The organism is uncultured Barnesiella sp. (assembly GCF_946496565.1).
Lineage (GTDB): Bacteria > Bacteroidota > Bacteroidia > Bacteroidales > Barnesiellaceae > Barnesiella > Barnesiella merdigallinarum.
In genome coordinates this window covers 33,785-52,809 of record NZ_CAMMHD010000007.1, presented here as the reverse complement: position 1 = coordinate 52,809, position 19,025 = coordinate 33,785, and the positions used below count along the sequence as shown (strand labels likewise).

At 54.2% G+C, this 19,025-nt stretch carries 20 protein-coding genes and 1 tRNA gene; 4 read left to right on the top strand and 17 right to left on the bottom strand.

The annotated features are described in order from the left end of the window. Position 1 precedes the first annotated feature (1 nt). Genes Q1K76_RS05225 through Q1K76_RS05205 form a run of 5 tightly spaced genes read right to left on the bottom strand, consistent with a single transcriptional unit; the run spans position 2 to position 3,374 of the window. The gene (locus Q1K76_RS05225; protein ID WP_300131610.1) at positions 2-793 is read right to left on the bottom strand and encodes a DUF6048 family protein; all 792 of its coding nucleotides are present in this window, start codon (positions 791-793) and stop codon (positions 2-4) included. Next, the gene (locus tag Q1K76_RS05220) at positions 783-1,316 is read right to left on the bottom strand and encodes a DUF6452 family protein (RefSeq protein ID WP_300131608.1); all 534 of its coding nucleotides are present in this window, start codon (positions 1,314-1,316) and stop codon (positions 783-785) included. Before Q1K76_RS05220 ends, Q1K76_RS05225 begins: the two co-directional genes overlap by 11 nt. Beyond that, positions 1,301-1,834 carry a nitroreductase family protein gene (locus tag Q1K76_RS05215; protein WP_087409201.1) on the bottom strand — a complete coding sequence of 178 codons (534 nt, stop codon included), beginning with the start codon at positions 1,832-1,834 and terminating at the stop codon, positions 1,301-1,303. The genes Q1K76_RS05220 and Q1K76_RS05215 overlap by 16 nt, the downstream gene beginning before the upstream one ends. A gap of 30 nt (positions 1,835-1,864) precedes the next feature. Beyond that, entirely contained in the window at positions 1,865-2,818 is a 954-nt protein-coding gene (locus Q1K76_RS05210; RefSeq protein ID WP_087409202.1) for a glycosyltransferase family 2 protein, read from the bottom strand. Between the two features lie 4 nt (positions 2,819-2,822). Next, complete coding sequence (locus Q1K76_RS05205; protein WP_087409222.1) at positions 2,823-3,374, bottom strand: DUF4199 domain-containing protein; 552 nt, start codon at positions 3,372-3,374, stop codon at positions 2,823-2,825. A 210-nt stretch (positions 3,375-3,584) separates the two neighbouring features. Between Q1K76_RS05205 and Q1K76_RS05200 the strand changes: the two genes are divergently transcribed. Beyond that, on the top strand, positions 3,585-4,982 hold the full coding sequence (locus Q1K76_RS05200; protein ID WP_300131578.1) for an endonuclease: 1,398 nt from the start codon (positions 3,585-3,587) through the stop codon (positions 4,980-4,982). Between the two features lie 18 nt (positions 4,983-5,000). Further along, complete coding sequence (locus Q1K76_RS05195) at positions 5,001-5,696, top strand: hypothetical protein (RefSeq protein ID WP_300131575.1); 696 nt, start codon at positions 5,001-5,003, stop codon at positions 5,694-5,696. A 90-nt stretch (positions 5,697-5,786) separates the two neighbouring features. Here Q1K76_RS05195 and Q1K76_RS05190 read toward each other — a convergent pair whose 3' ends face one another. From Q1K76_RS05190 to Q1K76_RS05155, 8 genes are all read right to left on the bottom strand, one after another. Further along, entirely contained in the window at positions 5,787-6,338 is a 552-nt protein-coding gene (locus Q1K76_RS05190; RefSeq protein WP_300131572.1) for a helix-hairpin-helix domain-containing protein, read from the bottom strand. A gap of 12 nt (positions 6,339-6,350) precedes the next feature. After that, the gene (locus Q1K76_RS05185) at positions 6,351-6,911 is read right to left on the bottom strand and encodes a GNAT family N-acetyltransferase (RefSeq protein WP_300131571.1); all 561 of its coding nucleotides are present in this window, start codon (positions 6,909-6,911) and stop codon (positions 6,351-6,353) included. A 47-nt stretch (positions 6,912-6,958) separates the two neighbouring features. After that, positions 6,959-7,576, bottom strand: a complete 618-nt coding sequence (locus Q1K76_RS05180; protein WP_300131569.1) for a class I SAM-dependent methyltransferase — start codon at positions 7,574-7,576, stop codon at positions 6,959-6,961. A gap of 28 nt (positions 7,577-7,604) precedes the next feature. Beyond that, complete coding sequence (locus Q1K76_RS05175) at positions 7,605-8,057, bottom strand: YhcH/YjgK/YiaL family protein (RefSeq protein WP_087409207.1); 453 nt, start codon at positions 8,055-8,057, stop codon at positions 7,605-7,607. 40 nt (positions 8,058-8,097) lie between these two features. Next, a complete protein-coding gene (locus tag Q1K76_RS05170) occupies positions 8,098-9,336 on the bottom strand; it encodes an MFS transporter (protein ID WP_087409208.1) in 1,239 nt (412 codons plus the stop codon). Between the two features lie 86 nt (positions 9,337-9,422). Then, positions 9,423-10,604: an AGE family epimerase/isomerase gene (locus Q1K76_RS05165; protein ID WP_087409209.1), complete on the bottom strand. Its 1,182-nt coding sequence runs from the start codon at positions 10,602-10,604 to the stop codon at positions 9,423-9,425. A gap of 15 nt (positions 10,605-10,619) precedes the next feature. Then, positions 10,620-11,537, bottom strand: a complete 918-nt coding sequence (locus Q1K76_RS05160; protein WP_258327390.1) for a dihydrodipicolinate synthase family protein — start codon at positions 11,535-11,537, stop codon at positions 10,620-10,622. A gap of 94 nt (positions 11,538-11,631) precedes the next feature. Next, entirely contained in the window at positions 11,632-12,798 is a 1,167-nt protein-coding gene (locus Q1K76_RS05155) for a cyclically-permuted mutarotase family protein (RefSeq protein WP_300131564.1), read from the bottom strand. A 219-nt stretch (positions 12,799-13,017) separates the two neighbouring features. On the opposite strand from Q1K76_RS05155, the gene Q1K76_RS05150 reads away from it, so the two are divergent. Continuing rightward, entirely contained in the window at positions 13,018-14,229 is a 1,212-nt protein-coding gene (locus Q1K76_RS05150) for an ROK family transcriptional regulator (protein ID WP_258327389.1), read from the top strand. 78 nt (positions 14,230-14,307) lie between these two features. Continuing rightward, the gene (locus Q1K76_RS05145; RefSeq protein ID WP_300131562.1) at positions 14,308-17,007 is read left to right on the top strand and encodes an AAA family ATPase; all 2,700 of its coding nucleotides are present in this window, start codon (positions 14,308-14,310) and stop codon (positions 17,005-17,007) included. A gap of 9 nt (positions 17,008-17,016) precedes the next feature. Here the strand turns inward: Q1K76_RS05145 and Q1K76_RS05140 are convergent, their stop codons facing one another. The 4 genes from Q1K76_RS05140 to Q1K76_RS05125 all read right to left on the bottom strand — a co-directional run bounded on the left by Q1K76_RS05140 (position 17,017) and on the right by Q1K76_RS05125 (position 18,859). Further along, positions 17,017-17,280, bottom strand: coding sequence for a GNAT family N-acetyltransferase (locus tag Q1K76_RS05140; RefSeq protein ID WP_300131559.1), 264 nt, complete (start codon positions 17,278-17,280; stop codon positions 17,017-17,019). A 12-nt stretch (positions 17,281-17,292) separates the two neighbouring features. Continuing rightward, positions 17,293-17,751: a TspO/MBR family protein gene (locus tag Q1K76_RS05135; protein WP_258327386.1), complete on the bottom strand. Its 459-nt coding sequence runs from the start codon at positions 17,749-17,751 to the stop codon at positions 17,293-17,295. A gap of 57 nt (positions 17,752-17,808) precedes the next feature. Beyond that, entirely contained in the window at positions 17,809-18,717 is a 909-nt protein-coding gene (locus Q1K76_RS05130; RefSeq protein ID WP_300131557.1) for an AEC family transporter, read from the bottom strand. A gap of 68 nt (positions 18,718-18,785) precedes the next feature. After that, positions 18,786-18,859, bottom strand: a tRNA-Thr gene (locus Q1K76_RS05125). Positions 18,860-19,025: the final 166 nt, after the last annotated feature.

Below are 19,025 nucleotides of genomic sequence, written 5' to 3'. Positions count from 1 at the left end.
TTCATTCTACAACCGGCTGGGCTTCACTCTTCTTGCTCTTATCCTTCTTACCGAACGAGAAGCGATACCCTACCGTATAGGTAAACCCAAAGGGCGAACCCTCGGGACCGAAGCCCGGGATAAACCAAGGCTGAGAATCGGCATTCTTCTTGTAGCTGAACATCATGCGGTAGCGCACGGTCCAACCCATATAGAAGTTCTTATAGACCTGAACACGCAAACCGCCCAACAGTTCGCCCCAATGGGCCCACGACTTCTGCCCGGTCATGCTCAGTTGCTCGGTCTCTTCCCAGTACGACGACTCCATCGTGATGTTGTCGATGTCGTAGGTAAAGAACGAAAATCCATATCGCACACCGATGTAGAAGAAGCTCATCTCCTCCTTGTTGTAACCGAAGTTGTAGTTCATGCCTATGCGGTTGTAGAGCGATGGCTTGGTGCGATAGGTGAAATTCAGCTCCTCGGGGGTATTGTCGGCATAGCCCAACCCAATCTCCCACACCGGGAAGAATCGATTATGCAGGTCGAGCTCGGCCGCTATCTCGTAGTTGCCGTAACTCTGACCGAAGAGTTTGGTCACCCCGTCGAGTATATTTACATTCACCGTCAAGCCGTTGAAGAGAGGATAGATATACCCTTTGATTTTGGGCTCCTCGGGCTCGGGGGCCACCACACTGTCGGGTTGTGTGGTCACCGTATCGCGCTGGGCCGTAGGGTCTACCGGCGTAATGCGACGTTGGGCCACCGACGTCAGGGCCACCAGCAGGAACAATATGAACAGTTTACTCCTCATCGGGTTCGGGGGTTTGAACGGTATAATACAGGCGCACGCTCTCTACGTCGTCGTTGGTTATCTCGTGCACGATTACGGCTACCGAATCGAGCACATGGCGGGTATAGCGACAAGTCTCGATGCTGAAGTTATACATGGCACCGCAGTCGATCGAAGCAAAATAGGGATAGGCCCGATAGACAAACGTGAGCGTGTCGTTGTTGCGGGGCGACGCGAGCGACTGTTGCAAATAGCGAATGACATATTGCGTGGAGTCCTGGGTAAAGCGCAACGGCAGATAGACCTGACTGACCGCGACGGCCGAGTCGAGCAGCATCGAATCGTTGGGCTGCCCAATCCCGTATATCGAAATCGAGTCGATGGCCAGGGCCTGCTCGTTGATATTGTAGGCATAGAACTGAGCCCGCGGTATGCTGTTGCGGTTTTCCACACAACCGTCGCTACCGCAACTGCCCAACAGCAGCGCGCAGCCACACAGCCACAGGCACCAGGCGGCCCGGGATCTTCTCAGAAGCGCTCCCATTTCACCACATCGTTAAACGGTTTACGCTTCCGCTCCGTTTCGGCAGCATCGGCCGGATAGCCTACGGGCAGGAGCACAACGGGTTCCCACGTAGGGGGCAGATTCAGCACCTCGCGGCAACGGGCTACGTCGAAGTTGCACACCCAGCAGGTACCCAGCCCCTGCTCAACGGCAGCCAGGGCCAGATGCTCGGTAGCAATGGCGACGTCGACATCGCAGAAGTCCTTGCCGTCGGAGGCCCGTTTCCACGAAGCCTCGTGATTGCCGCACACCACGATGCAGGCCGGAGCCGCCGCAAACCATTCGCGCGGGTAGCACTCGTACAGCGCCTTCAGCTGCTCGGCCTCGCGCACCACCACAAAGCACCACGGTTGAAAATTCACGGCCGACGGTGCCAGCCGGGCGACTTCGAGCATATATTCGAGTTTGGCACGTTCGACCTTGGCCGGAGCAAAGGCGCGCACCGACTTGCGGGCCTTCACCAACGCAAGCAAATCGGGATATTTATTTTCGTTCATACTATTCAAAGAGTTTCGACAGATTCGATTTTATTTCAACTCGCTCTCTATCTGGTAGTTGTTGCGTTCGCTCGAGTTGCGCGAAATCAATTCGCCCACAAAACCGGCCAGGAACAACTGGGTGCCCAGAATCATGGCCGTGAGAGCCAGATAGAAATAGGGCGAGTCGGTCACCAACCGATAGGGCAACCCGCTGTACAGGCAATAGAGCTTGTTGGCCCCCACCACAATCACGGCGATAAAGCCCAACACAAACATCAGGCTGCCCAGCAACCCGAAGAAGTGCATGGGTTTCACCCCGAAGCGAGAGAAGAACCACAGGGTAATGAGGTCGAGATAACCGTTTACAAACCGGTCGAGCCCGAACTTGGTCTTGCCATACTTGCGGGCCTGGTGATGAACCACCTTCTCGCCTATCTTGTCATACCCGGCATTCTTGGCTAGGTAGGGTATATAGCGGTGCATGTCGCCGTAGACCTCGATATTCTTCACCACCTCCTTCTTGTAGGCCTTCAATCCGCAGTTGAAGTCGTGCAGATTCCTGATGCCCGACACCTTGCGGGCCGTGGCGTTGAAGAGTTTGGTGGGTATGGTTTTGGAGAGCGGGTCGTAGCGTTTCTTTTTCCACCCCGACACCAGGTCGTAACCGTCGACCGTAATCATGCGGTAGAGTTCGGGTATCTCGTCGGGGCTGTCCTGCAAGTCGGCATCCATGGTGATGACCACATCGCCCTCGGCCCGCAGGAAACCGGTATAGAGAGCCGGCGACTTGCCGTAGTTGCGACGGAACTTCACCCCCTTGATGCAGGGGTTCTTCTCGCGCAGCGACTCGATGACCTGCCACGAATTGTCGGTACTGCCGTCGTTGATAAACCAGATTTCGTATGAAAACTTGTTGGCGGCCATTACCCGCTCGATCCACGCTGTCAGCTCGGGCAGCGATTCGGCCTCGTTATACAAAGGTACGATTACCGAAATATCCATATTCCTATTGTTTTGTATGATTTGACTTTGCACGCAGTTTCACGAGCCACGCTATCGCAGCCGACAGCAACGACCCGAAAAACAGATTCACCCACATGCGCTCTACCACCACCGACATCGGCGTGGGCACGTTGCCCTTCTCGAGCCCCTCCTTCATGGCGTCGAGCAACGAGGGGTCCTTGGCCATCAGATTCAGAGCCTCCATCAGCTCGACAGCCGACTGGAACTGAATCTTGATGTACTCGGGGTTGATATAGACATAATAGATATACTGGGCCAGACTGCTGATGAGCGACGTGAAGAAAAAGAGCATGATACCCATCATCCACAGTTGGGCGAAATAGGCCTTCGTCCCGCTCATCACGTCGTACTTGCGCATGGCATAATAAACCACTACGGGGATACACAACAGCATGAGCAGAGAGACTGCATTACAGAAAAAGGAGTCCATGCTACACACCTCGAAAACAAACTTGACCACAAAGTAGAGCCCCATATACACGCCCCACTCCATGGCAAACTGCACGATACTTTTCGGCTCTTCGTTTTTTACCATCAGAAACTCTTTTTTCGAATATTCGTTAGCGTACAAAGGTATCACTTTTGCGACAATATTCATAGACGACAGTGCCAAAAATCGTTGCACCGCATTCAAAATAGCCGGCCCCGACCGCTCCCCCGAAACCATAAGAAAACCTAAAAGCGGCGAATGACTTGGCAAATCGAGCCATTCTCACTACCTTTGTGGCCCTTTTATAAAGAGAGTATGAAGAGACGATATGTAATGATTATCACCGCCCTATGCACCGCCTGCTTCTCGCTGATGGCCGACATGCCCCGGGACTACTACCCCAATACCCTCGAGGGGAAGAGCGGTGCCAAACTGAAGACCGAGCTGTACAACCTGCTCAAGAACCACACCCGCATCGCCTATGGCTCGCGCAACTACAACGGGGCCTGCACCTGGACCGTATTCAAGCAGAGCGACGTAAGGCCCAACGGTAAAGTGTGGGACATGTATTCCAACAACACCTACAGCTTCTCGAGCGGAGCCGCCAAAGGGATGAACATCGAGCACAGTGTGCCCAAAAGCTGGTGGGGCGACAGCAACTACGACGATACAACGCCGGGCTATCCCTACCAGTACGACGCCAGCTACGACCTGCACCACCTCACGCCGGCCGATGCCAGCGCCAATATGGCCAAAAGCAACTACGCTCTGGGCGAGGTGATTACCCCCTCGTTCGACAACGGGGTGAGCAAGATAGGCACCGGCTATGCCAACGGCAAGGCCACCAACCTGTTCGAGCCGGCCGACGAGTACAAAGGCGATTTCGCCCGCATGTATCTCTACTTTGTCACCTGCTACCAAAACTACACCTGGCAATCCCTGGCCAACACCATGTTTGCCCAGAACGCCTACCCCACCCTCAATGCCTACGGCCAAACCCTGCTGCTGAAGTGGCACCGACAGGACCCCGTGAGCCAGAAGGAGATCGACCGCAACAACGCCGTCTACAGTTTCCAGGGCAACCGCAACCCCTACATCGACTACCCCAATCTGGTGGAGTACATCTGGGGCGACTCAATCGGCTATGAGTTCAGCTTCTCGGGCGGACAGACCTCAACCCCGGCCATCACCGTATCGAGCAACCGCATCGACTTTGGCTACATTGCCGACGGCACCTCGAAACATGCCGAGGTTTACCTCAAGGGGCGCAACCTTACCTCGCCCGTCACAGCCCAGATTCTCAACGACGATCGCGGCGAATTTACCATAGCCTCGACCTCGTTTGCAGCCGATGCGCTCAACACGACGGGCATCAACCTCACCGTCACCTTCTCGCCCCAGACTACCGGGGCACACAACGCCACGCTGCGCCTCACGAGCGACGACCTCGAGTCGGCTACCGACATCGCCCTCTCGGGCTCGGTACTCTCGTCGCAAATCACCTATCTCGAGATTGTGGGGTTGAAATCGTCCTACAAAAAGAGCGACAGCCCCGTGACCCTGCAACTGAACACCGATGTGGCGGTCGAATGGACCATCGACGGACAAAAGGCCACCCAATTCAACCCCGCCAACCTTACGCCGGGGCTCCATACGGTCCAGTTCTCCACCTCGGCCTCGCGAGGCAAGATGCGTGTACAAATTGTCGAATAACCCTAAATGGAACCGATTATGAAAATAGAGCAATATATCCGTTATATCGTAGCCTCCCTGATAGCCCTGTCGCTGCTCTGCGGCTGCAAGGAGGAGAAAGAAGAGAGTCAACAAACCGCGTTCAACCTGCGGGTAGATGAGTCGGTAGCCTTCAAACTGCCCAAGTCGACCACCTATACCCTGACGACCGACAACCCCATTATCGACTACACCCGGTCGGGCAATGTGCTCACGGTCACCGCACTCAAGGAGGGCAAGGCCCTGCTCACGGTGGTACTCGACTCGGGCGAAAGCCGCAACTACACCTTTACCATCACGGCCAATGCCTACCAGATAGGCTTCACCATCGACTCCACCCCTCGCGTGGAGTCGTGGACGGGCGCCTCTCTCGAGACCGAAAAGACCGCCGGCCTGCAGGTGAGCTGCGAACCGGGCCTCGACATCACCGGCTCGGCAGCCAGCGCCACCACCTGCTCCTATGCCTTCCTCTACCCCGAGACGGGTAAACTGCTGCGCTTCTCGGCCGAGGGCGACTTCACCCAGAAGGGCACGCTGAACAACGCCATCATCGCTACCCGCGAAAGCCGCAACGACCCGGTGCAATACGAGAGCTGCACCGCCACCATCGAAAAGGTGAACAGCGAGGGCAAAATCTGGTTCACCCTGCAATTTGCCGATCGCAGCGACATCCGCATCGTCACCGAGATATTCTAAATTTCAACTATAATCCTAAACAAGCGGCCCCGACGCCAATCGTGCGTCGGGGCCGTCTCCTTTATATAACTACCTCTCTCAAAACAAATGCTATTTCGAAACCGGCCGGTCGTTCCGTACCGTTCTGTGCAACCGTTCGACCATGCACTTCAGGTGGGCTTCGTTCTCTTCGTCACTAATCGTGGGATCTTTGGTGAAACGTCGGCAAGGCAATTCGGGACAACCACCACAATTTGTCCGCCCCTGCTCCCGGCAACAGCGATAGACGGGGCACTCGTCGTCGCCGGTATACGACAACCAAAAGACCTGTCCCTCGATAACCCGGCATCCCCGGCACGATGCCGGATAATTGCCACACTCGGCACATACCGCACCACAGGGCGAAGAGTTGGCCACCTCATCTTTCCACAGCCACCATTTGCATTTGCTCCTATCAGGGTGCTCGGTATTGACAAAATAAGATACGGCCCGGTAGAGATAAAGCTGACAACGGTCGATGGTGCAACCTCGCAAGCGGCACTCCTCGACATACAACTCCTCTCCGCTCTTCCCGCGCAACGACTCTATCGAGGTATATCCCATGGCCAAGAGGTCTTGCTCGGTCCGTTTCCCTACATTGGGTATCTGACGCAATTCGGTCATAACTGTCTATTTTTATTCTATCCGTCTATTCCACTCGTCCGAAGTGATTAGCATAAAATGTTCAGTACGCACATCGCCCAACGGAGAGACTTTTCCCGTCTCGGTATGGTGGTAAGTAAACCCACACTTCTCCATCACCCGGCTCGATTTCACATTACCCTCGTAATAGCCACACCACACCCGCCGTATCCCCAGGGTTGCGAAACAGCGGCGCAACAGAAAGCATACAGCCTCGGGGATAAGTCCTTGTCCCCAATAGGGGCGACCTATCCAGTAGCCGATTTCGGCATCAGCAGCCTCCATGGCGGCACTGTGCACTCCATCGCCAAACATGATGCCCACACTCCCCACCGGCTCACCTGTCGTCTTAAGCACTACGGCATAGGTCTCTGGAGCCGAGAGCACACTACGGATAATCTCCTGACTGTTCTCCACCGAAGTATGAGGAGGCCATCCGGCCACAGGCCCCACCTCCGGATCGCTGGCATAGCGATAGAGCGACGGAGCATCGGATTCGCTCCAACGGCGAAGCACCAGCCGCAAGGTTTCGAAATATAGATCATTGTCCGGCATTATTTCAAGCATGTAACGTTGCACAATGGGCAAGCATGTAAAACTCACTATTCCGTCTTCCTCCCCATAACAATACAACCCGTAGTATGGACCGATTCGTACGATATGTCTCCAAACGAAGCTTCGCTCAACAGATGAACAATCTCTTTTCTGGAATATATGCGAACGTCTCCATCACGTCCAAAGCGAATAAACAGGTTCATCAACTGCCTCAATGGGAAACCGACGTGATAGTCGCTTATCAACAGACGGCCTTCAGGCCTCAGCACCCGACGGAACTCCGAAAGGGCTTTTGCCGGAGCAGGATAGTGATGAAATGAATCGTTGCATATCAACAGGTCAAAAACGCCATCATCAAATGGAAGATATTCAGCATCGCCCCAAAACAAGCTGGCCTTTTCTCCCAAATTCGAACGGGCTGTATCGAGCATCTTTTCCGATATATCAATACCATACAAATTCATGGCCGGACATCTGGAGCGAATTAAATAGAGCATCTCTCCAGTTCCACACCCTACATCCAACAAACTACTTATTCCCTGTAACGAGACTACTCGTTCCAATATCGAGCGATACAGTCTCCTCGCATGGGCTCCATATCGAGTCGTATCGTAAACGGCAGCCTGATGGTTAAACGAAATTCGGGAATTTTCCTTAGCGTTCATTAGATTATCATCGACAGAATTTTTCCCGTTACTTCTCTATCTTCACCTTGGCAATCATCTTGCGAATCTTACCCTCGCCGATAACCGGGGCATGAGCATCTTCGGGAAAGAAGACGGCCACCTGTCCGGGCACGAGGTGCAGCCACGAGGTGGGGCGGTCGGCATAGAGTGCGCAATCGCCCTCGGGGTCGTAGGGTTTCACCTCGTCGATCACATCTTCGAGCGCCTTCCACCCCATGGTTTCACGACCCTCGAGCAGAATCTGCACATCGATGTAGTCGCGGTGTACCTCCAGCACCTGCTTTTCGGCCGGCATGCACTCGGGGTTGACGTTGTTGATGAAGAGGTTGTCGCCGTCGAGTTCGATGCGGCCGCACGGTGTGTGCAGGATGTCGTGGCTCTTGACGTAGTCGAACAGCATCTTGAACCGCGGATGAAGCGCCTCGATACGGGCGGTATTCTGTAAATTGGTAAGTATCATAGCTTTTTGTTTTAATTTGAGTTTCAAGTTTCGAGACCGGCTACTCCATGTTGTCGGTCTTGGGCCGGAGGAAGTAGAGCTGCAAGGCCAGTGCCACGGCTACCACAATGGCCAGCATGGCAAAGCCGCTACCCAGGTTACCGCCGTCGGTCCATCGGCCCAGCAGGCTGGTAATGAAGGCTCCGGCAAAAACGCCCACCATATTCATAATACCGTAGGCCGTGGCCTTCTGCTTGGCCGAGACGAACTGGCAGAGGATGGGCATGTTGTTGGTATCGAACATGCCATACCCGATGCCGAAGAGGAGTCCGGCGCCCACCACGGCCACGATGCTGTGGCCATAGCCCAGCAGGAGCAGCGACGGTATGGTGAGGCCCAAACCGATGGCTCCGGTGTAGACCCGACCCCGCAGATTCTTCTGTACCCAGCGGTCGGAGAGTGTTCCACCGATAATGACACCCAGAAACGACGACACGGCTATGGTGATGGTCGAGAGCGGACCGGCCTGCGACATGGGCATATCGAGATTCTCCTCGAAGAGCGTGGGCAGCCAGTTCTTGGTAGCCCATCCCGGGAGACTGGGAGCGGCGAAATAGAGCAGAATCACCCAAAAGGCGACGCTGCTGAAGAGCGACTTCAGACTCACCCACACCGGTTCTTTGGCCGGTGCTGCCGTCTCGGGCACCGGCTTCTCCAGATTCACATCGGGCTTTTTATCCCGCAGAAAGAGAGTCAACACCACGGCATAGGCGATGCCGATGATACCGAACCAGTGGAAAGTCGTGTGCCACGAATAGGCTGCGGCCACCGTAGCACCGAAACCGCCGATAGCCTGGCCGGTATAGAGACCCGTCATGTGAATGCCCACTGCCAGCGAGCGCGATTTACCCGTGTGATAATCGGCTATGAGCGAAAGCCCCGCCGGAATATAGAGAGCCTCGCTCACCCCCATGAGGGCCCGAAGCCAGAAAATCTGATTGAAGGTAGTGGCAATACCCATGAGGTAGGTCACTGCCGACCACACGAACAGGCTGCCCACAATGAGCCATTTGCGGTTCAGCCGGTCGGCGATAATGCCCGACACGGGGCTCATGAATCCGTAAATATAGAGGAAGATGGCCATAAGCCAACCGAAGTTGGTGGCCGACTGCAGCTCGACAATATCGACCTGCATGGCATCTTTCATGGTACTCAGCATCTGCCGGTCCATATAGTTGAGCAGAGCGACACCCCACAAAAGAGCAACAACAATCCAAGGATAAATTTTTGAGGTCTTCACGATAAAGATTTATAAACAAACTATTAAAAAAAAGCTACGACCGGGAAGGACAAGTAGTCCCCTCTTGTGCTCCCGGTCGTGCTCAATTATCTATTCAGCATTTCCTGGCACAGTTCATACCCCTTGGTCATCATGCGGGGGATATGGAACGGGCCTTTGAAGAGATTCCCCTTAGCGGGCTGGGCCACACTGCCATCGCGATGCAGGTATCCAAACCACTCACCATACAGCGCGTCGGGGAAATGGGCGTATGTCCAGTCGCTTATCTGCGTGTGTAACTTCAAATATTTTTCATCGCCGGTCACCTTGTAGGCATAGAGCGTGGCGATGATAGCCTCGGTCTGGGGCCACCAGAACTTCATGTCCTGCGAGTAATCTTGCGGCGGATAGTTCTTGCAGTCGCGGAAGTTGATGATACCGCCGAACTGCTTGTCCCAACCCCACTCCCACGACCATTCGAGTATGGTGAGGGCCAGACGGGCGATTGCCTCGTCGCCACCCCGGTCGGCTGCCACGTCGAGCAGGAACCACGAGGTCTCGATGCAGTGCCCGGGATTGATTACCCGGCCGTTGATGGTATCGATAAATTCGCCACGGGGACCTACCGTCTCGAGCAGAGCCTTGAACTCGGGGTGCATGAAGTAGTGCTCCAGCGCATAAAGCGAGGTGGCAATCTGCTCGTCGAGTTCGGGATCGTCGATTACCTTCTTGATGCGCGAAGCCACGTTGATCATAATCATCGTGATAGAGTGCCCTTGCGCCTCGACCGTGGGCAGGTATTTGGGCTCGAGTATGCCGGGAGTCGAAAGGAAACGGCGCATGGCCTTGAAGAGGGCGAGAGCCTTCTCGGCATACTCCCGGTTACCGGTAGCCAGGGCATACTCGGCCATGGCTATGGCGGCGAAACTTTCGCTGAAGACGTAGCGGCGTTTCCGCAACGGAGTACCGTCGGCGGCCACCTCGAAGTACATGCGGCCGTCGCTGTCGAAACAGTGGGCCTCGATAAAGTCGAGCGTACTCTTGGCGGCATCGAGCCACTCCTGGCGTTTCTCTATATGATTGTAGGCATAACTGCACGTAAAGGCAAAGCGACCTTGAAACCACACCGACTTGGTGGTGTCGATGAGGCTGCCGTCGCGGTCGACACAAGTGTACACCCCGCCGTTTTTCCGGTCGAGGCCATACTTGAGCCAGAACGGCATGATGTTGTTCAACATGTCGTTTTTATACCGCTCGGCCCAATAGCTCAGATAAATTCGAGTATCCATTGTCATCGCCTCCTATCAAAACTTGTTGCAACGCTCGAAGAATCCGATAGCCTCCAGTTCGGCCTTCATGCGAGCCTCTTCTTCGTCGGTCATATTCTGGAACGGCGTGCGGTTCTTGCCCAGGTCGAGCCCGATCAGTTTCATAATGCGCTTACCGGCCACGATGTTGCCCCGGTAGTGACAAATCACGTTGATGACGTCCTGTGCAAAGTTCTGGAGCTCGCGGGCTTTCTCGATGTCGCCGGCGTTCCAGGCGTCGATAATTCCTACCAGATTGATGCCGTTGTAGTTGGTCGTACCGCCTATACCGCCCTGTGCGCCGCCCATAGCCAGCGAGGGGAGTATGGTTTCGTCCTGCCCGTGCAGCATGTCGTATTTGCCGTTTTTGTAGAGGCGGCACTGGTTGTATTCGTAGATACTTTCGTAGGTATATTTGATACCGGCGAAGTTGGGAATGCGGCCGTCAACGGCCTCGAGAAACGAGGTCATGGGCAGATAAGCACCGTTAAAGGCCGGTATGTGGTAATAGTAGAAGGGAAGTTGAGGTGCTCCGGCAGCAATCTCCTCGCAATATTTCACCAACTCTTCGATGCGACCGATTTTCGGGAAGGGAGGCGCCATGGCTCCAATACCCCAAGCCCCAAGTTTCTGGGCATGCTCGGCCAACCGTTTACTCTCTTTCACACAGCAACTGCCTACATGTACAATCACCTTGAATCCGGCGGGGGCGACTCTCACCCACTCTTCGGCCAGTCGCATGCGCTCCTCTTCGGTGAGCATGTAGCCTTCGCCCGACGAACCGTTGATAAATACACCTTTCAGGCCGTTCTTCACCAACATGCGGGCATAAGCCTCGATGGGCTCTAAATTCACCTCTCCTTGTTCGTCAAACGGCGTAAACGGAGCATCGATCAATCCTACTATCTTTTCCATATCTTTTATTAGTAAATTATTTTATTAACTACTGGCAAATTTAGGATTTTATATTTATTAAAACAAGTAGAACGAAGAAAAAATATCTTTCATTTCAAATTTGCTCCTTCTGCTCAGAGGAGTATACCTTTCCCGCCAGTACGACAGACGTAGCGCCATCGGTATCGCGCCACTCAAAAGCGCCTATTTGTGAACTCCTTACACCAGGTTTCACCTCGCCACATACCATTATCAAGAGCGAATCGTCAAGCAACAGCACCCCTCCGGCTCGGTTCAGCCCCTCGACTGAGGGCGAGACCGACCAGTCGCCACGGGTCGTATTATAGATAAGCACCTCGTTATTAAATCGATACCATTCAATTGGTTTCTTCATGTAGTCGGCGGGAGCCCTGCCTTCCATGGCTTCTTTAAATATTTTATAATCTACACCTCCCGTCAACAGCAGGCAATTACCGACAACAGCCCCGCTCCCTCCCGAGATGGCATACCGTCCACCGTCGGGCGCGACAGGGAAAGGCACAGGATTGCCCCACTGCCGGGTCGCCACATCGTAGGGCACCATATCGGCAGGAATCGTACAGGTGCGCGTCGACGGGTCGTAACTGAAACCTCCGGCCAGATAGAGCTTGCCGCCCGCAGCCAGCAGAACGGGTTGCACCCGATTCGGAGCCGGATAGTCGGGAAGCCGGGTCCAGACCCGACTCTTCAGGTCGAGGGCATAGAGGGCACGACCGCCATCGGACTGGTTTCCGCCCGTTACATAGACTACCCCGTCGACCGATGCGGCAGCTCCGTTGTCGATAGCCACAGGCAACGACGGCAAATCACGAAAGCCCCACGCGGCCACGCTATCGGGCCCCGGTTGTGACTCGATGAGGAAAGCCCGCGTCACCGCCGAGTCGGCATCCATACCACCTACGCATACCAACCCCTCGTCGGTCTCGGCCGCGGCCCCGTAGGCCAATGCCTGAGGCAAATCGGGCAACACCCGCCAACCGCTGTCGGGCCGAGCCATATCCAAGGCATAGAGGCTGCTGTAAAACCGTTTCACACCCCCATCGGCTGCCGGCACATCGGGGAAATTGCAGCCGCCACCTACCACCATATAGTTGCCCACCATCCCGGCAAAGGGGGCCGAAACGCCTCCCGGCACAGGATAGTCAGGCAAACCTACAGATTCACGACTGCCGCCAGTCGAGCCGCCGCAGCTCGCCAATACGAGCCACAATCCCAGCACTACTCCACATTGTATCGTTTTCATAAACAAGCCAAATTTTCGACCGATTACTCTCATCTATAATCAAAGGAAAGGAACAACCGGAAACTCCATCCTCCCACCCTTCGACCCTGTCGGCCGTATCTTATATTTTCCCAAATATACACTTAAGCATCAATTTTTGCCACTTATTCCTAAAAAAAGTTTAGTTACTTAAGATTTAAATCCTACATTTGCATAAATGATAATCCCTTTGTTGAAACCATGAACCTGCTCTCCGAAATCGAAAAAGGCACCCGCAGTGCCGCCATGAAGAAAAAAATCATAGGATACTATCTTTATAACCAGTCGTCTACCCTGCCCGACCTGGCCAAGGAGTTGAACATAAGCGTACCCACGGCTACCAAGTTTGTCTCCGATATGCTCGACGACGGCTACATCATCAGCTACGGCAAGATGGAGACTGCCGAGGGGCGTCCTCCTACGCTCTACGGACTGAACCCCGATTCGGGTTATTTCATCGGTGTCGACATCAAAAAGTTCTCTATCAACTTTGCGCTGATGAACCTCATCGGCGGAATTATCGAAACCCGCATGGATGTGAAATGTCAGTTGGAGAATACCCCCGAAGGACTCGAACTCCTATGCGACCATATACGCGACTTTTTGCAAGCCATCAACATAGACCAGAAAAAGATACTCAACATTGGCATCAACATCTCGGGCCGGGTCAATCCCGAGTCGGGATACAGCTTCTCGCAATTCAATTTCGAGGAGCGTCCCCTGGCCGAGATTATGACCGAACGAGTAGGTGTGGCCGTAAGCATCGACAACGATACCCGAGCCATGACTTATGGCGAGATGGTCAAAGGGGTAGTCAAAGGTGAGAAAGACATCATCTTCATCAACCTCAGTTGGGGACTGGGCAGCGGACTCGTATTCGACGGCAAGCTGTACAAAGGCAAATCGGGATTCAGCGGCGAGTTCGGCCACTTCGGAGTCTTCGACAACGAACGGCTGTGCCACTGTGGCAAACGGGGATGCCTCGAGACCGAAGTCTCGGGCGAAGCGCTGTATCGGGAGTTGCTGCACTGCGTGCACGAAGGCAAACAGTCGATTCTCTCCGAACGAATCGAGCACGACGAGGCGTCGCTCACTCTGCCCGACATTGTCGAGGCAACCAACCGGGAAGACCTGCTGTGCATCGAGCTCACCGAAGAGATAGGTCAGAAACTGGGCCGGTACCTGGCCGGGCTCATCAACCTGCTCAACCCCGAGCTCGTGGTTATCGGAGGCGTACTCGCCCAGACCGGCGACTACATATTGCAACCCATCAAAAGCGCAGTACGCAAATACTCGCTCAACCTGGTCAACAAAGACTCGGCCATCGTCCTCTCCAAACTGCAGGAGAAGGCGGGTGTCGTGGGAGCCTGCATGCTGGCCCGCAGCAAAATGTTCGACTTCGGCAAGGAGTAATCTCTACCCTTTTTATTTGTCGCTTCGGTAATAAATTCCTATCTTCGTGATAAGAATATTATTACTGTACTCGATACCATGAAAAAGAAGAGGACTACCTCGGATACCCCTCACCAGAAAGAGACTATCGTATTCAAGGGAGATGAAGACAAAGAACCCATAGAGTCGGCATTGGACGATTTTTTCGACTTCGATTGGGATCCCAAAAAGGGAAAGGAGACTCACGTCAGCCCGTTGCATGCACAGATATGCGACTCGCTGGACACCCCCGTTTCGTTCGAAACGCAACGTACCCAATATGCCATAGACCGGGTGAAAGTGATAAATATCTCGACCAACGTCGTTGCCATCAACTACGACGATGACGAGGAAATCAGGTGGGACGACACCATCACGTTCGAGCTGCTCTCGCCCGAGGGAAGAACCTATGCCAAGAACCACCTGTCGTGCACCTTCTGGACCGAATTGGATACCCCGCTCCTCTCTCGATTCTCCGTAGAACTGAACGAAGACCCTACCGGAGAGTGGAAAATCAGAGCCTTTTCGCCCACCTGCGAAGAGGAGTTGTCGCTCTCGTTTGTAAATCTGCCCCACCAATACGACGAAGTTTTCGAGATAAACAACTACCTGGTTTTCAAACCAAGCGAGATAGTCGACCCGGAGAGTACACCCCCTGCCAACTACATCGGCATCGCCCCGAAAGAGGACGAAAGCTACACCATAGGGCTGTGTTGCATAGGGAAGGACAAGGAACCCGCCTCCTACGAGTATGAACTGAAAATCAAGAACTCCACGGGCATCACCACCTACTATACGACCGGGTTCTTTACCAGTCAGCCCGACAACGAAAACAACCTGCTCTACATCATGCAAGAGTCGGTCGACTTCGACCAGTACGAACCGGGCGACTATACCGTGGAGATTTGGGCTTTCGGCGACAAAATCATCGATGCCCCTCTGCATATAGGCAAGGAGCAGACCGGCGAATACAACCTCTACACCATACAGACCCGCCCCCCTGTGGGCAATATCAAAGAGGCGTCGGAATCCAAACCGGGAGAACGCGATGCAATGGATGCCCTCCAAGAGATGGTCGGCCTCCGCTCGCTCAAGCAGAGTATAGCCGACCACATCAACTACGTGAAGCTGCTGACCGCCCGCAAAAAGGCGGGACTGAAAGCGACCATCCCGCCCCTGCACATGATTTTTACCGGGAACCCGGGTACCGGCAAAACGACCGTGGCCGACTTTATGGGCGAGATATTCCACAAGATGGGGCTGCTCGAGAAGGGGCATGTCGTCTGCACCAACCGCAGCAAACTGGTAGGAAAATGGATTGGCGACACCGAGCAGAAGACCGAGGCGGCCATCGAAGCGGCCAAGGGCGGCGTGCTCTTCATCGACGAGGCTTACAGCCTCTACACCAACGACAAGGATGGCGACCGGCGAGACTATGGTAACCGGGTAATCGAAACGCTGCTGCCCAAACTCTCGGACAGCAACTTCGGCACCATCGTCATTCTGGCCGGCTATCCGGCCGAGATGGAGCAGTTGATGGAATCGAATCCCGGCCTGAAATCGCGATTCCCCTTCACCTTCCATTTCGAAGATTATTCGCCCAAAGAGCTGCTCGAGATTGCCGAGCTCACCATACGCCGCGAGGGATACACCCTCACCGACGAAGCTCGCGAAGCCCTCTCCCAGCTCATCAAAGCCGAAAGCAAGAAACGCGACCGCCACTTCGGCAATGCCCGTTTCGTCAATCGGATTATCCAGTCGGAGATTTTGCCGGCCATGGCTACCCGGCTCAACAAAAGCGGAATTTACGATTCTCCCGGCGACAACCGGCAGGCACTCATCACCATCGAGCGAGACGATATACCCAAACATGTCGACGAGAAATCGCTCGTCGTCACCGAACCGTTCGACGAAACGGCCATCGACGAGGCTCTGGCCCGGCTCGACCGCATGATCGGGCTCACTCAGGTCAAGGCTGCCATTCACAACTTTGTTACGGTAGCGCGGCTGTTGCACCGGAACGGAAAGAACTTCTTCGGAGAGATTCCGCTCAAATGGAGTTTTGCCGGCAATACCGGCACCGGAAAGAGTACCGTGGCCCAGATTATGACCGATTTGCTGAAAGCGATGAATATCCTCGACAACGGCAATTTTACCGAAATCAAGGGCGAACAGCTCTACAACGTGCCCGACTACAAGGTCGACGAAGTGCTGCAAGAGGCCATGAAACGATCGCAACAGGGGCTGCTATTCATCGACGGCGACTCTCCCAAATTCAAAAATGCCGCCAACACCTTCGACAGCGAACAGTTGCGCATCAAACTGGCCGAGTATACCTCGACCCTGCCCGGTGCCCACGCCCTCATCATTGCCGAAAATCGGGCACCCCGCCAAGAGCTTGTAGAGCAACTGATTGACAACGGAGCTCCCGAGGTCGACCACACCCTCATCTTCGAGGATTACACCCAGGACGAACTGTTCGAGATTCTGAAGCAGATGCTCTCCGACAAGGAATTTGCCATCGACCCGGAGGCCGAGGCCGTCATGCGACGCTACATCAAGCATCTGGCAGCCGATCGCCGCTCGTGCTATGCCAACGCCCGCACGATGAAAATCATATCGCGCACCATCATACAGAATACCTACCTTCGACTCAGCAACATGCACGAGGCTCCGGCCCGGGCCACCGTTCTGCCTGTCGACGTGGCTTGCTTCGACATCGACGGAGTGCCTCCCCGCCACACCATAGGATTCTGTTGACGGGCAGAGCTATCGGTTCAGATACAAGGGGTTACGCTTCAGCCACATGGCGGCATACTCGCACGAGGCCCGCGGTGTGAGGTTTTGCGACAGGGCATAGTCATACGCTGCCTTTACCAGGACAGCAGCAATGCCTCTGCCTCCAATCTCGGGGGGAACGATGGTGTGCTCTATATCGAGGCAACCGTCGGTAATCACATACGACACATAGGCTCTGACGCCGTCGACCGTAGTCTCGAAAAGACATTTCGGTACATCATGTACAATCTCCATAGCTCTGTCTGTTTAGTTATACAAATATATATACCCGTTGAGATAAGTCGCAAACAAGAGCCACAAAAAATAGGGGACAAAGAGCCACGATGCCGCCTTGTCGCGCGGATAGGCCCCCACGATATAGATTAGCGCGAGCACATCGAGCAGCAGAATATCGACCAGCCCCAGCAACGGATACCTGAAGGTAAAGAAACAGAGACTCCACAAGAAGTTGAGCACCAACTGCACACCCCATATCGTGAAGAGCATGCGGTCGCGGGCCCGATCGATCAAGCGTCCCAACGAGACGCCCATACACACATACAGCAACGTCCAGGCTATGGGAAAGGCCACACCGGGAGGGGTAAGCACCGACTTGTCGAGCCACGGATACCACTCGACCATCGACCGGGCCTGAAACAGACTGCCCGCAAATCCTACCCCCAGACACACCAGTACCGGGAGCAGATAATAGACGATTCTTTTCATCTTTGCTTGTTGTTAAAGAGTTTATCTCTTCAACAAACCGGCGGGCGTAAAGTTTGGTTACAGAAACATCGTCAGCAGCGGAATGCTCACCACCGAGAGCAGCGTGGTGATGAAGGTGCCTTCGGCCATAATCACCTCGCCCCGCTTGTATTTGATGCAGAACAGCGTGCCATACGAGGCTACAGGCATAGCCGACAGTACCACATTGATGTCGGCTATGGTTTCATCGACACGGAATACACGCGAGAGGCACAGGATGAGCAACGGTATCAACATCAGACGCAAAGCCGACATCAGATAAATCGAGGGGTTGCCGAACATCCGGCGGATGGGGACTTGCGCAATCGACGAACCGATAATGAGCAGCGCAGCCGGGACCGTGATATTGCCCAACAGAAGACAAGGTGTGGTAATGACCCACGAAGGAATCCAGCCGGTCACCACTATCAGAATCGAAAGATACGACGCAATCATGGCCGGACTGTACAGCGTACTCCAGTCGAAGCGCATCTTTCCCTGGTCGCCCGAGATGAAAAGGGTTCCGAAAACAAAAATCAGCAACGTACTGGGGAAATTGAGTATACAGGCATAAAATACGGCACTGGGACCAAAAATCGAGGCCACGATGGGGTACCCGATGAAACCCACATTGCCAAAGGCCAGCATGAAACTGTATATGCCCCGTTCCATAGGCTTGACCGGCATATAGTGCGGCAACAGAAACGCCGCCCCAATCAAGAGAATATAGGTGGCAAAACCGACAACGAGCAGAGGCAGAATCAGGGTCTTGTCGGGAAGCGTGTCGCCCATCACCGACGAGAGTATCAGACAGGGACAAGTGACATTGATTACCAAGTTGGACAACTTGCGGTCAAAATCCGCATCCATCATATTCATCTTGCTCAAAGCATAACCGACGATTACCAGAATGAACAGGATAATCATCTGTGTGATTATAGCCTCCATCGTATACTCTACCTTAAAAAATACCCTATAAAAGAAAAAGGCACCCGTTTCTGGTGCCTTATCTTTTGAGCCTCTTGTCGGATTCGAACCAACGACCCCGAGATTACAAATCACGTGCTCTGGCCAACTGAGCTAAAGAGGCAGGTGGGTAAGCTATCTACATCGCGCCGCTACAACCGGCTACCCTTGCTGCGGTCAAGCCCTGGGGGATTCACAAGGAGCTGGCCGTATAGGACTTACCCGGGCACAAAAGTAGATATTTTTTCGCAGATAGCAATAGTATTGTACAAAAAAATTTACCACTTTCT